The organism is Halobaculum saliterrae (assembly GCF_009831625.1).
GTDB lineage: Archaea > Halobacteriota > Halobacteria > Halobacteriales > Haloferacaceae > Halobaculum > Halobaculum saliterrae.
This window is the reverse complement of record NZ_WUUS01000011.1, coordinates 21,664-34,548: the sequence shown is the minus strand read 5'-3', so window position 1 is coordinate 34,548 and position 12,885 is coordinate 21,664. Positions and strand designations below refer to the sequence as shown.

14 protein-coding genes are annotated in these 12,885 nt (G+C 70.9%); 4 read left to right on the top strand and 10 right to left on the bottom strand.

The features are described 5' to 3' along the window. Positions 1 to 30: 30 nt before the first annotated feature. Both ligA and serB read right to left on the bottom strand, forming a co-directional pair. A complete protein-coding gene (ligA, locus tag GRX01_RS15945; protein ID WP_159669893.1) occupies positions 31 to 2,178 on the bottom strand; it encodes an NAD-dependent DNA ligase LigA in 2,148 nt (715 codons plus the stop codon). 64 nt (positions 2,179 to 2,242) lie between these two features. Continuing rightward, the gene (serB, locus tag GRX01_RS15940) at positions 2,243 to 2,899 is read right to left on the bottom strand and encodes a phosphoserine phosphatase SerB (protein ID WP_159669890.1); all 657 of its coding nucleotides are present in this window, start codon (positions 2,897 to 2,899) and stop codon (positions 2,243 to 2,245) included. 353 nt (positions 2,900 to 3,252) lie between these two features. Here serB and serA point away from each other — a divergent pair, with 353 nt between their 5' ends. Next, entirely contained in the window at positions 3,253 to 4,851 is a 1,599-nt protein-coding gene (serA, locus tag GRX01_RS15935; RefSeq protein WP_159669887.1) for a phosphoglycerate dehydrogenase, read from the top strand. A gap of 51 nt (positions 4,852 to 4,902) precedes the next feature. Here serA and GRX01_RS15930 read toward each other — a convergent pair whose 3' ends face one another. From GRX01_RS15930 to GRX01_RS15905, 6 genes are all read right to left on the bottom strand, one after another. Next, a complete protein-coding gene (locus GRX01_RS15930) occupies positions 4,903 to 5,169 on the bottom strand; it encodes a hypothetical protein (protein WP_159669884.1) in 267 nt (88 codons plus the stop codon). Between the two features lie 141 nt (positions 5,170 to 5,310). Further along, positions 5,311 to 6,573, bottom strand: coding sequence for a threonine synthase (gene thrC / locus GRX01_RS15925; protein ID WP_159669881.1), 1,263 nt, complete (start codon positions 6,571 to 6,573; stop codon positions 5,311 to 5,313). Between the two features lie 153 nt (positions 6,574 to 6,726). Then, positions 6,727 to 7,461: a bacteriorhodopsin gene (locus GRX01_RS15920; protein ID WP_159669878.1), complete on the bottom strand. Its 735-nt coding sequence runs from the start codon at positions 7,459 to 7,461 to the stop codon at positions 6,727 to 6,729. Beyond that, complete coding sequence (locus tag GRX01_RS15915; RefSeq protein ID WP_159669875.1) at positions 7,458 to 9,047, bottom strand: methyl-accepting chemotaxis protein; 1,590 nt, start codon at positions 9,045 to 9,047, stop codon at positions 7,458 to 7,460. Before GRX01_RS15915 ends, GRX01_RS15920 begins: the two co-directional genes overlap by 4 nt. Positions 9,048 to 9,241: 194 nt before the next feature. Continuing rightward, a complete protein-coding gene (locus GRX01_RS15910; protein ID WP_159669872.1) occupies positions 9,242 to 9,613 on the bottom strand; it encodes a helix-turn-helix domain-containing protein in 372 nt (123 codons plus the stop codon). A 201-nt stretch (positions 9,614 to 9,814) separates the two neighbouring features. Further along, positions 9,815 to 10,057, bottom strand: coding sequence for a hypothetical protein (locus GRX01_RS15905; RefSeq protein WP_159669869.1), 243 nt, complete (start codon positions 10,055 to 10,057; stop codon positions 9,815 to 9,817). 58 nt (positions 10,058 to 10,115) lie between these two features. Here GRX01_RS15905 and GRX01_RS15900 point away from each other — a divergent pair, with 58 nt between their 5' ends. Beyond that, positions 10,116 to 10,514 (top strand): VOC family protein, encoded by a 399-nt coding sequence (locus GRX01_RS15900; protein WP_321168163.1) that lies wholly within the window; start codon positions 10,116 to 10,118, stop codon positions 10,512 to 10,514. Positions 10,515 to 10,579: 65 nt separating this feature from the next. Here GRX01_RS15900 and GRX01_RS15895 read toward each other — a convergent pair whose 3' ends face one another. Beyond that, on the bottom strand, positions 10,580 to 11,293 hold the full coding sequence (locus GRX01_RS15895; RefSeq protein WP_159669863.1) for a DUF5828 family protein: 714 nt from the start codon (positions 11,291 to 11,293) through the stop codon (positions 10,580 to 10,582). 88 nt (positions 11,294 to 11,381) lie between these two features. Continuing rightward, positions 11,382 to 11,603 carry a hypothetical protein gene (locus GRX01_RS15890; RefSeq protein ID WP_159669860.1) on the bottom strand — a complete coding sequence of 74 codons (222 nt, stop codon included), beginning with the start codon at positions 11,601 to 11,603 and terminating at the stop codon, positions 11,382 to 11,384. Between the two features lie 118 nt (positions 11,604 to 11,721). Between GRX01_RS15890 and GRX01_RS15885 the strand changes: the two genes are divergently transcribed. Together GRX01_RS15885 and GRX01_RS15880 are read left to right on the top strand one after the other, a co-directional pair. Next, complete coding sequence (locus GRX01_RS15885; RefSeq protein WP_159669857.1) at positions 11,722 to 12,096, top strand: cupin domain-containing protein; 375 nt, start codon at positions 11,722 to 11,724, stop codon at positions 12,094 to 12,096. 2 nt (positions 12,097 to 12,098) lie between these two features. Next, entirely contained in the window at positions 12,099 to 12,869 is a 771-nt protein-coding gene (locus tag GRX01_RS15880) for a hypothetical protein (protein ID WP_159669854.1), read from the top strand. Positions 12,870 to 12,885 lie beyond the last annotated feature (16 nt).

Here is a 12,885-nt window from a genome sequence, read left to right as displayed (position 1 = left end):
CGTCGTCCGCCAAAGCCCCGCCGCGGGTGATCAGCCCTCGTCCGGCGGCCACTCGATCCCGTGCTCGGCGAGGAGGTCTGTGAACCCCTCCTCGTCCAGTTCGGGCACGTCGTTCGCCTCGGCGTCCTCGCGCTTGCTCGTCCCCGGCGAGTCGCCGATCACGAGGTAGTCCGTGTTCCCCGAGACGGAGCCGGTGGCGTTCGCGCCGTGTGCCTCTACAAGCTCCTGGGCCTCGCTGCGGGTGGTCGACAGCGACCCGGTGAACACGAACGTCAGCCCGTCGAGGGCGTCCCCCGTCTCGGTGTCGTCGGGCCGCGGTTCGACGAACTGGAGGAGGTCGTCGATGACGCGGGCGTTCTGCTCGGTCTCGAAGAAGTCCCGGACGGTTCGGGCGACCGTCTCGCCGATGTCGTCGACCGCCTGCAATTCCGCCTCGCTCGCGCTCCGGACGGCCTCGAAGGTGCCGAAGTGGCGCGCGAGGTTGCGGGCGGTCGCGGCGCCGACCTCGTGGATGCCCAGCGCCGCGAGGAACTCCGCCAGCTCCGGCTCGGTGCTCGCCTCGACCTCGCGGATCAGGTTGTCCGCGCTCGTCGCCCCCCACCCCTCCAGCTCGGCCAGTTCCTCGCGGCGGTCGGGCAGGCGGTAGAGGTCGGGGAGCGTCTCGACGAGCCCCGACTCCCGAAGCTGTTCGACGGACTCCTCGCCGAGCCCCTCGATGTCGAGCCCCCCCCGACTGGCGTAGTGAACGACCGCCCGCTCGGCCTGTGCGGGACACGCCAGTCCGTTCGGGCAGAACGCGAGTGGGCCGTCTCGCTCCACCGCGGTCCCGCAGACGGGGCACTCGTCGGGGAACTCGTAAGGGGCATCGCTGCGGGACTCGACCACCTCGGCGACCTGCGGGATCACGTCGCCGGCGCGCTTCACGCGCACCTCGTCGCCGACGTTCACCCCCAGCGACTCGATCTCGTCGGGGTTGTGGAGCGTCGCGCGCGACACCGTCACCCCGCCCACGTCCACGGGATCGAGGAGCGCGACCGGCGTCAGGCGGCCGGTTCGACCGACCTGCACGACGACGTCCTCCACCGTCGTCACCTCGTGGCGCGCGGGGAACTTGTAGGCGAACGCCCAGCGGTAGCTCCGGGACTTGCTCCCCAACGCCTCGCGGGCGGCGCGGTCGTTCACCTTGATCACGACGCCGTCGATCTCGTAGTTCAGGTCCTCGCGCGCCGCCCCGAGGCGGTCGCGGTAGTCGATCGCCGCCTCGATGTCGGCCGCGAGTTCGGCGCGGTCGTTCACGTGCAGGCCGAACGAGCGCAGCGCGTCCAGTTCCCCGAGATGTGTGTCGGGCTGGGCCGGCGCGTTCGGATCGGCGTCGCCGTCCGACTCCCACCCGAGCACGTCGTAGAAGAAACAGTCGAGGGGGCGGTCGGCGACGGCGTCGATGTCGAGCTGGCGGAGGGTGCCCGCGGCGGCGTTGCGGGGGTTCGCGAACGGCTCCTTCCCCGCCTCGACGCGCTCGCGGTTGTGTTCCTGGAAGGCGTCGCGGGGGATGAACACCTCCCCGCGCACGGCCAGCGTCTCGGGGGGGTCGCCCGCGAGCCGCTCCGGGACCGAGCGGATCGTCCGCACCTGCTCGGTCACGTCGTCGCCGACGCGGCCGTCGCCCCGCGTGGCCGCCTGCACGTAGCGACCGTCCTCGTACACCACCTCGACCGAGAGGCCGTCGAACTTCGGCTCGCAGGAGTAGGCCACCTCGGCGTCCTCGCCCAGCGTGCGGCGAACGCGTTCGTCGAACTCGCGTACGTCCTCGGCGTCCCCCGACTGATCGATCGACAGCATCGGGGCGGCGTGCTCCACCTCGTCGAGTTCGTCCAGCGTACCGCCGGCGACGCGGCGCGTGGGGGAGTCGGCGGCGTCGAGGTCGAAGACGTCCTCCACCTCCTCCAGCCGTGCGAACAGCGCGTCGTACGCTCGGTCGGCGATCAGCGGGTCGTTCCGGGCGTAGTAGCGGTGGTCGTGCTCGCGGATCGCCGTCCGGAGCAGGTCCGCCTCCACCGCGGCCGCGTCGGCGTCGAGGTCCTCGACCGACTGGAACTCGGTGTCGGGATCCGTCAGATAGGGGTTGTCCGGGTCGGCGTAGCGGAGGTCGTCGTCGTCGACCTCGGCTGGGTGACTCATTGGCGGAAAATTGGGACGCGGCTCGCGTCAATCCATCGGAGGGCGAGCGGCTCCCTTCCGAGGCTTACGCCCCGCCGTGGCCGACGAGGACCCCCTCGTCCTCGAACAGCTCCGCCAGTTCGAACATCGACTCGACCACCACGTGGCAGGACGGCTCGACCGCGGGCTTGGGCTCGTAGCCGACCGCCAGCCCCGCGACCTCCAGCATCGGGAGGTCGTTTGCGCCGTCGCCGACGGCGACGGTCCGGCTCATCGGCACGCCCTGCTCGTCGGCGACGCGCTCCAGTTGCTCGTCCTTCGTCCCCTCGATGAGCGGTCCCTCCACCTCGCCGGTCAGTCTGCCGCCCTCGATCGGCAGGCGGTTGGCGACGATCTCGTCGACCTCCGCGCCCGCCCGCTCCAGCGCGGCGGCGACGCCGCGCTCGAAGCCGCCGGTGAAGACGGCGACGTAGTGGCCGCGCTCGCGCAGGCGCTCGATCACGTCGGCGGCGCCCTCGCGCAGTTCGACCTCGCCGTAGGCCGCCTCCGCGTCCTCCTCCTCCAGATGTTCCAGCAGCGCCGCACGCTTGCGGAGGCTCTCCGCGTAGCTGAGTTCGTCGTTCATCGCGCGTTCGGTGATGTCGGCCATCTCCTCGGCGACGCCGCATCGCTCGCCCAGCAGTACGGTCATCTCCGAGTCCGAGAGCGTCCCGTCGAAGTCGAACGCCACGAGTCGCGTCATGGGCCACGGTTCGGCGGCCGGGGCTTCAACTCCCCGGGTTCGACGGGTCGCCCGGACCCCGGCGGCGACCCGGTCGGTTCGGCTTCCCCGGGCGGAACGACTCCCCCCGGATGCGACGGCTCCGTCGGGCGCGACTGACTCCCGGTCGAGGCGGGTTCGTCGGCGCCGGCGAGCGCGCCGTCCCCGTGTCGGGGCGATCCGCCCGGTCGTCCCTCGACCCGCGTCGACGGTACACTCGCGTGCATTCTCCACCCGAAACATGGGGGTGAACGATCCAGAGACGTGGACAGTTCCGCCGGGCGAGTTCCGCCGAGGTGGAAAGCCTTTACCTCGCGCCGGAACTCCGGTCGCGCATGAAGGTACTCGTCACGGACCCCGTCGCGGACGCGGGGATCGAGACGCTCCGAGACGCCGGCCACGAGGTCGTCACGGGCTACGAACTGGAGGGAGCGGACCTCCTCGACGCCGTCGCCGACGCGAACGCCCTGATCGTCCGTTCGGGCACCGAGGTGACCGCCGAGGTGTTCGAGGCGGCACCCGAGCTCGTCATCGTCGGGCGCGCCGGCATCGGCGTCGACAACATCGACATCGAGGCGGCGACCGACCACGGCGTCGTCGTCGCCAACGCCCCGGAGGGGAACGTCCGCGCGGCCGCCGAGCACACCGTCGCGATGACGTTCGCGGCCGCCCGCTCGATCCCGCAGGCGCACGGCCGCCTCAAGGACGGCGAGTGGGCCAAGGGCGATTACCTCGGGCGCGAGGTGAACAACAAGACGCTCGGCGTCGTCGGGCTGGGCCGCGTCGGCCAGGAGGTCGCCAAGCGCCTCGACTCGCTCGGCATGGATCTGGTCGTCTACGACCCGTACATCAACGAGGAGCGCGCCGCCCAGTTCGGCGCCGAACTCGTCGACGAGCTGACCGACTGCCTCGCCCGCTCCGACTTCGTCACCATCCACACGCCGCTGCTCCCCGAGACGGAGGGCATGATCGGCGCCGAGGAGCTGGAGGCGATGGGCGACGCCTACCTGATCAACTGCGCGCGCGGCGGCATCGTCGACGAGCCCGCCCTCGCCGAGGCCATCGAGAACGGCCCCGTGCCCGGCGCGGCGCTGGACGTGTTCGCCGAGGAGCCGCTGCCCGAGGACTCGCCGCTGCTCGACGTCGACGACGTGATCGTCACGCCCCACCTCGGCGCGAGCACGGAGGCCGCCCAGGAGAACGTCGCCGTCGACACCGCCAAGCAGGTGCTGGCGGCGTTCGCCGGTGAACCGGTCGTCAACGCGCTCAACGCCCCCTCGGTCGACGAGTCGGCGTTCCCGCGGATCGAGCCGTACCTCGACGTGGCCGACACCGCCGGCAGGATCGCCGCCCAACTGCTGGGCGAGCGGATCTCCGGGGTCGAGGTCCACTACGAGGGCGACATCGCCGACGAGAAGGTGGACCTCGTCACCGCCAGCGCGCTGAAGGGCGTGTTCTCGCCGCTGGAGTACGAGGTGAACGCGGTCAACGCCCCGCAGCTCGCGGAGGACCGCGGCATCGAGGTGACCGAGAGCAAGACCCGACAGGCCGAGGACTTCCAGAGCCTCGTCACGGTGACCGTGAAGGACGGCGACGCGGAGCTGTCCGTCTGCGGCACCCTCTTCGCGGGCGACGACCCCCGCATCGTCCGAATCGACGGCTACCGCGTCGACGCGCGCCCGTACGGCCACATGCTCGTCGCGCGCAACCGCGACGAGCCGGGCGTCATCGGCCTCATCGGCACCGTGCTTGGCGAGGCCGGCGTCAACATCGCCGGGATGTTCAACGCCCGCGAGACGATCGGCGGCGAGGCGCTCACCGTGTACAACCTCGACGAGCGCCTCCCCGACGACGCCGTCGAGCGCCTGCTCGACGACGACCGGATCATCTCCGTCGACCGCATCGTCCTCGACGACGCGGACAACGGTCGCTGAGGCGCCCCCCGCGCTGTCGCCGCCGACGCCGACCGGGTCGCCCCCCTCGATCTACGTTCTCCGTAGCCTGTCGAACAGCCGGCCGATCGTCGACCGGTCCCCGTCGTTCCGGTCGGACCCGTCGCCCGAACGCGCCTCGTCGAGCAGCGCCTCGTAGCGGTCGACGATCCGCTCGTGCTCGCGCGTCTGTTCGTCCAACCGCTCCCGGAGCCGTCGGTTCTCCCGTCGCAGCTCCGTCACGACCATCGAACGCGGGCGGTCGTCCTCGCGCCCGTCCTCGCCGTCGTCGCCGCCGCGGTCCGCACGCTCATCCCCCATGTCACATGTTAGCGCACGGAGCCGCAAAAAGCCTCGTCGGACGGACAGGCGACGGGCGCCGTACGCCGGCGACGGTCCCCGCCGGCTCCCACCTCCACGGTTCCCGGTCCGTCCCGTACTCGTCGCCGTCCGCGGCCGCGCTCACTTCGCGCCGATGTGCTTCAGCACCGCGTCCGTGGAGTTCGCCACGGGCTCGGGGTCGCCGCCGGCCTCGTAGGCGGCGTCGGGGTCCTTCAGCAGGTGGCCGGTCGTGAGACAGACCACGTCCTCGTCGGCGTCCACGCGGCCCTCCTCGCGGAGCTTCCGGAGGCCGGCGACCGACGCCGCGGAGGCGGGCTCGACGCCGACGCCCTCGCGGGCGAGGTCGCGCTGGGCCTCCGTGATCGCCTCGTCCTCGACGGCGACGGCGGTGCCGCCGGTCCCGCGGATCCCCGGCAGCGCCTTCGGGGCGTTCACCGGGTTGCCGATGCGGATGGCGGTCGCGATCGTCTCCACCTCCTCCCAGCGCCGGATCTCGTCGGCGCCGTCCTCGATCGCCTCGACCATCGGCGCGGCGCCGGCCGCCTGTACGCCCGTCAGCTTCGGCACCTCGTCGGCGTCCATCGCGCCGGCGGCGACGAGCTCGCGGAACGCCTTGAACAGCGCCGCGGTGTTGCCCGCGTTGCCGACGGGGAGGACGATCCGATCGGGGAAGCGGCCGTAGTCGTCGCGGAACTCCTCGAGGATCTCGAAGCCGATCGTCTTCTGGCCCTCCAGCCGGAACGGGTTCAGCGAGTTGAGGAGGTACACCTCGCCCCGGTTCGCGAGGTCCTGCACGATGTCGAGGCAGGCGTCGAAGTTGCCGTCGACCTCGAGGATGCGCGCGTCGTGGAGCGCCGCCTGCGCGACCTTGCCGGCGGCGACCTTCCCCGCCGGGAGCAGCACGAGCGTCTCCAGGCCCGCACGGGCGCCGTAGGCCGCCAGCGCCGCGGAGGTGTTGCCCGTCGAGGCGCACGCCAGTCGACCGACGCCCAACTCCTCGGCAACGCGGACGCCGACGGTCATCCCGCGGTCCTTGAACGACCCCGTGGGGTTCATGCCCTCGTGTTTCACGCGGAGGCGGTTCACGCCGAGGTCCTCGCGCAGGCGGGGCACCTCGTGCAGCGGGGTGTGGCCCTCGGGCAGCGACACGCCCTCCTCGAAGGGGAGGGCGGCGGCGTACCGCCAGACGCCCTCGCCGGAGAAGTCGTCCCACGTCGGCTGGTCGGCGTAGCGCACCTCGAGGAGGCCGTCGCAGTCGTCGCAGGTGAAGCGGACCTCCTCGAACGGGGCGAACTGTCCGCCGCAGGCGATACACTCCAGCCAGACGCCGTCGTCGGCTTCCGGCGGCGCCGACTGGACCGGCGCGTCGAGGGCGAGGCTCATGCCGCGACCGTCGGTCTCGCCGGATAAAAGTGGGGTGTTCGTGGCGGGTAGTGCCGGGCGAGCACACGGGGGGAGTGTCGCGAGGGGGACGGCGTGCCGCGCCGGCGACGCGGGCGCGTCAGGGCGGTGACTCGGCTGTGCCGCGCCGGCGACTCAGGCGCTCGACGCCCCGGACGCAGCCGGCCGTGACGGGTCGACCTCGGCGGCCCCGCCCTCGGCGTCGTCGACCGCGATGTCGGCGGCGTTCACGAAGAGGAACCCAGCGATGCCGACGCGGATCAGGAGGTTGATGTAGACGTTGATCAGGGTGTTGACGAACGGGTCGAGCAGCCCCGCGAGCGAGCACATGGCGTACACGATCAACATCCCGATGAGGAACAGGAGGAGGTTCCGGCACTTCCAGTGCAGGAGCCGGCGTCGCGGGGCGACCGACTCCGCGGCGTCCCAGATCGGGCCCACGAACAGCCAGAGGATCACGAACCACCCGCCGACGACGACGCCGGCGGCCGCGAGCGCGCCGGCGCCGTCGAGGTAGCCGGCGTTGGGCAGCTCGAAGGCGATCCGCTGGACGACGGAGACGCCGGCGGCCGCGCCGATCAGTCGGCGCGAGGCCCCGGCCAGTCCCCCGGCGATGACGTAGAACCCGGTGTAGGCGACGACGTTCTCGATGAGGTACGGCGCGGCGACGGTCCCGCCTGCGACGCTCACCGTTCCGATCCCGAGCCCGAGCATGAGGTACGCGACCGACGAGAACCCGACGATCCCCGCGACGACCCCGCAGACGCGACGGCTCTCCGGGTCGATCCGGGTGAGCCACCCGACGAGCCCGAGGAACACGACCGCGGCAACGCCGGCCGCACCGAGATACAGCGTCGACGCGGGGATCATCGCGTCCCCCCGTCGGTCGCGGCGGCGGTCGGCCCCGTCGCGCCGGGCGTCGACGTCTCGGCGGGACGGTCGCCTCCGGCGTCGTCGCCGCCCCTGACGACGAACTCGTCGAGCTCGCGGTGGAGATCGCTCGTCTTCTCGGCCAGCGTCTCGACGCGCTCGCGCATCCGGCCGAGCGTTTCGGCGCTGTCCTCGGCGTCGTCGGCGATGCGGTGGCCCTCCTCGGCGAGGGTCCGCGCGCGCTCGGCGACGGTGTCGACCGTCGCTGTCACCTCCTCGGTCCGGGCGGCCGAGTCCTCGGTCGCGCGAGCGACCTCGTCGACCGCGCCGTCGACCTCGCTCACGGTGTCGCTGAGGCGGGCGAACGTCTCCCCGCCCTCGGCGGCGGTGGACACGCCCTCGTCGATCCGGGCGCGCGCCCGCTCCATCTCCTCGGTGACGCGGTCGACGTCCGCCTGGGTCGCGTCGATCGTCGCGCCGATCTCGGCGGACTGCTCGCGGGTCTCCTCGGCGAGCGACTTCACCTCGTTCGCGACGACGGCGAAGCCGTCGCCGTCGACACCCGTCCGGGCGGCCTCGATGTTGGCGTTGAGCGCGAGGATGTTCGTCTGCTCGGAGATGTCCTCGATGATGCCCGTCGAGTCCTGGACGTCGTCCATCCGACTGTCGAGCGACTCGACGAGCGACGAGAGCTCGTCGACGGCCTCGTCGATCCGCTCCATGGCGTCGACGGTCGCGCTCGCCTGCTCGCTCCCGGCGTCGCTCAGATCGGCCGCGTCGGTCGTCTGTCGGGCGACGGTGTCGGACGTGGACGCGATCTCCTCGATGGCCGCCGACAGTTGGGCCGCCTCGTCGGAGACGTCCTCCAGGTCGTCGGCCTGCTCGAGGATGTCCTCGGCGTGGTCCCGGACGTCCTCGGCGAAGGCCGTCTGTTCGTCCTCGACGCGGCGTGCGTTCTCGAGCACCGACGAGGTCACGGACTCGACCTCGGTGGCGAACTCGCGGATGTCGACGACCGTCGCCGAGAGGTCGCGCGTCATCTCCTCGTAGGCGGCGCCGATGGCGTCGATGGCCTCGACGTCGGTGTCGGTCGGCGCGTCGTCGACGAACACGCCCTCGGAGACGGACTCCATCGCGTCGGCGACCTCGTCCGCGTGTACGAGCAGTTCGTCGTTCAGTTCCTCGGCCCGCTCGCGGGCCCGCTCTGCCTCCCGCCGCGACTGCTCGGAGTCGGCGAACGCTCCCTCGAGCGAGGTCCGCATCCGCTCGAAGGCGTCGGCCAGCCGGCCGATCTCGTCGCGCCGGTCCGTGCGGATGGTCGCGTCGTAGTCGCCGTCCTCGATCCGTGTGGCGGCCGCGATCAGTTCCTTCAGCTCGACGCCGACGTTGCCGCCGACGACGATGGTCACGAGCCCGACGTGGAGCGTCATGACCAGGAGGACCCCGACGAGCGCGGAGAGTCCGGCCCCGGGAGTTCGGGCGACGTGCAGCGCGAACACGGCCCCGAACAGCAGCGTCGCGACAGTTGCGCCCGACAGCGCGGCCGCGATCCGGAGCGTGTATTTCTCAGATATAGTGGCGATCATCCCTGTCTCGACCGATCCGGCGACGGATGGCAGTTTAGGACTGACGGGATAGTTCTCAGAACGAATACTTGGGCTGGGCGACCGGCTCCGAAGGGGTCGCCCCGACCGGACGTCGGCGAGCGCCTGCGGGGGAGGGCAGGAACGCGGTCGGCGGTGGGATCGAGGTCGAAGGTGGGACCGTGGACGGGGTCGGCTTACGCGTCGCCGAACTCCTCGATGACGCCGTGAACGGTCTCGACCCACTCGTCGAGCGCGCCGTGGAGCAGTTCCTTCGCCTCGGGCAGCGGCGTCGCGGTGTACTGGTACACGTAGCCGCCGGGATCGAGCAGCCGTCGCTCGCGCTCCACCAACCCCTTCTCCAACAGCGTCGTGAGCGAGCGGTTCACGTTCGAGCGGTCGCGATCCAGCACGTTCGCCAGTTCCTCGACGGTGCTGCCGGGGTTGTCGAGCAGGCGGAGGTACGTCCGGCTCTCGTGCTCCTGAATGCCGAAGACGCACGCCATCACGTGCCCGAAACTGGGGTCGTTCGTGTCGATGAGATCCTCCATGTCCGGCGCGTCGCTCATGTCGGGTCGACCGACGGCCGCGGCGCGAATAAACCCCGGCGGTCGCGACGACACGCCAGCAACATCCCGGTGACACGCCAGCAACATCCCGGTGACACGCCAGCAACATCCCGGTGACACGCCAGCAACACCCCGGCGACACCGCGGTGACAGCACGGCGACACCGCGAGGCGAGGCAGTCGGCGCTCGCTCCCGCCCGCCTCAGGCGTCGTCCTGCTTCGCGTAGCCCATCTTCTCGATGCAGGTGAGCATTCCGGCCTCGTCGTCGTGTTTGTGCAGGCGCGTCGGCGTGTCACAGTAGAACGTCTCGCCGTCGTGGCGGAGGGTGAGCGTCTGCTCGCTCCCGAACAGGTCCGCCGTGACGACGACGCGCCGCCCCTCCCGGATCGCGTCGATGATCTCCTCGGCAGTGAGTTCGCCGGCGTCGACCTCGAGCGGTGTCATGCCCGGGAATGCGTGGAGGGTCGTAATGTTTCTTGTCTCCCGCCCGCGTGCTTCCCCCGTGAACGTCCGCACCATCGATCACGTCAACCTCCGCGTCCCCGAGGACGGGCTGGCCGACGCCCGCGGGTTCTACGCCGACGCGCTCGGGCTCGAACTGGAGGGCGTCGACCGCTTCGAGGCCGGCGACAAGCCGTTCTTCGACGTACGCCTCGCTCCCGAGCACGTGATCCACTTGTGGCCCACCGAGGCGTTCGAGGCCCCCGAGGCGACGAACTACGACCACGTCGCGCTCGTCGTCGACGAGGAGATGGCGGCGGTCAGGAAGCGACTCGCCGACGCAGGAATCGAGGTGGAACGGGAACTCGACAGTCCGCTCGGCGCGACCGGCGAGGCGCCCGCGGTGTACGTCCGCGATCCGTTCGGCTATCGCGTGGAACTGAAGACGACGGTGGGGTGAGCGCCCTCAGTCGGTCGTCGGATTCTTCGAACCCCACAACCACGGAATCGAGCGGCGGAGCGCTCTCAGTTGGTTGTGGGGTTCGACTCCCCCTCGGTTCCGTCCTCCACCGTCTCGACCGGCGGCTCCGCGCCCTCGGCGGCCTCGGACGCCTCGACGGCCTTCGGCGTGTCGACGTGCCAGCGGTCGATGTCGTCCTCGTACGACGAGAGCCGCTCGGACACGGCGGACTTCAGCCGGTCGTCGTTGACGTTCACCTCGAAGACGAACTCCGGGCCGCCCTCGCCGCGGGTGGACTTCTGGATGTTCGCGGAGACGAGCTCGTTGTCGAAGTAGTACGGCGCGATCTGCGTCATCACGCGCTGGTACACCGTGTTCTCGAGCTTCCGCACGGCCTTGCGCCCGGCGGAGTCGGCCGCGCGCGCGACGTGGTCGATGGAGTCCTTCCACGAGTCGAGCGCGCCGCCGTTGTCGCCGTCCTCGACGCGCTCGTACGACTCGGAGAGCTTCTCGCCGGCCGTCTGGAGGTCGTCCTCGGGGCTCTTGCCCTCCTGCTCGCCCTTCCCCTCGGCGACGCTCGCCTGATCGGCGGTCTTCTCGTTCACGTCCTCGCCGAGGCGCTCGTGAGCCTTCGGTCGCCACTCGTCCCACGCCGTGAACGCCTCGGGATACTCCTCGGAGGCATCGGCGTCCCGAAGCGCGCGGGTGATACGTTCGCCGTGCTCGACGGCGTCCCCCCACTCTCCGCGCAGCTTGAAGCCGGAGATGCTCTCTTCCATGCGATTGGAAGCCGCGTATGTCCCGGAGCGGTATAAGGCTCCCCCCTGTCGTCGCGCGACCGTCGGACACGCCGCCGTTCGACCGGTATCAGCGCCGGCCGTAGGTGAGGCGACTTCCGATATCGTCGAGCGTCGAGACGACGCCTTCGAGCCACGCGCCCGGCGACGTCCGGCGGAGCTCGCCGTCGTCGATCTCGATCCGTTCGTCGCCGAAGGGGTCGCGGTCGGCACTCCCCTCGCCGTCCTCGGTGGCGTCCACGACCGTCGTCATCGAGCACCGGCCGCACGTCTCACGATCGCCGAATCCCATGATTACGGTTCACAACGAGGTGTACGACGATGATAAATCCTCGCCCGCGGGGTCGACGCGTCGGCTCGCGTCGGCGTCGGACGACGGGCTTTTCATCCCCGTGAGCATCCCGCGAGGTATGGGATACCACGTCATCGACCCGGCCGAGCTGGCGACCGTGCCCGACCGTCCGTGCGAGCTTCGCCGCGTGAGCGAGGCGGCCGGATTCGAACGGATGGCCGCCAACTGGTTCCGCGCGGCGCCCGGCGAGGACGTCCCCCTGGCGTACCACTACCACGACGACCAGGAGGAACTGTTCTACGTGATCGAGGGGACGCTCCACGTCGAAACGCCCGACGAGACGTTCGAGGTTCCCGAGGGGTCGCTGTTCGCCGTCGAGCCGGACAGCCCCCAGCGCGCGCACAACCCCGCCGACGCCGACGACCCGGTGACGCTGCTGGCGGTCGGCGCCCCGCCGGTCGACGACGTCCACCCGTACGAGCCGGAGGAGTGAGTATGAGTGGAGCCGGCGGGGATGGCGGGGGTGGTCGGACCGACGACGATCGAACCGACGAGGTGCCTCGTACCGAGGCCGACGGCTCGGGCGGCGGCGTCGATCCGAACACGGCCGACGACACCGCCTTCGCCGAGGGCGAGGAGGTGCGCACCGACGAGCAGGGCCGTATCCTCAACAGCGCCGCATACGAGGACGTCCCGCTCTGGGACGACGAGTACCTCGACCGCGTGAGCGACCGGCTCATGTTCAACTACGACCTCGACCGGGACTATCGCGTTCGCGGGGAGCGCTTCGACCTCTACGGGCTGATGCGCATCGAGTCCCAGAAGCAGTTCTTCCATCCGTCGCTCGGCTACGCGGACCACCACAGCGACGAGCACCTGTTCGCCCGGCGGCAGTCGTCGGTGACGGTCGACGAGTTGGAGCGGATCGTCCAGTTGGGCCACGCGCTCGCCGACGAACGCGTCGAGGGCGACGAGGAACACTACGGGACCGACATCTCCTTCGTCCTCGTCGTCCCGGAGATCCCCGACGACGTCCGGGAGTTCGTCGTCGACTTCCGCGAGCGCCAGCTCCTGAAGTACGGCTACTTCGGCCACTACGAGATCAACCTCGGCGTCGTCGCGCCCGAGCACGAGACGGCGGTCGCGAGCCGCGAGGCCGACGTGGTGTCGGCGTTCGCGCTGTGGGACGAGGTGCCCGACCGCCACACGCCCCGAGGCTTCGTCACGCGGCTGGTCGGGACGGTCCGCGAGAAGCTGCTGGGGTAGGACGGTCCCGCGCCTC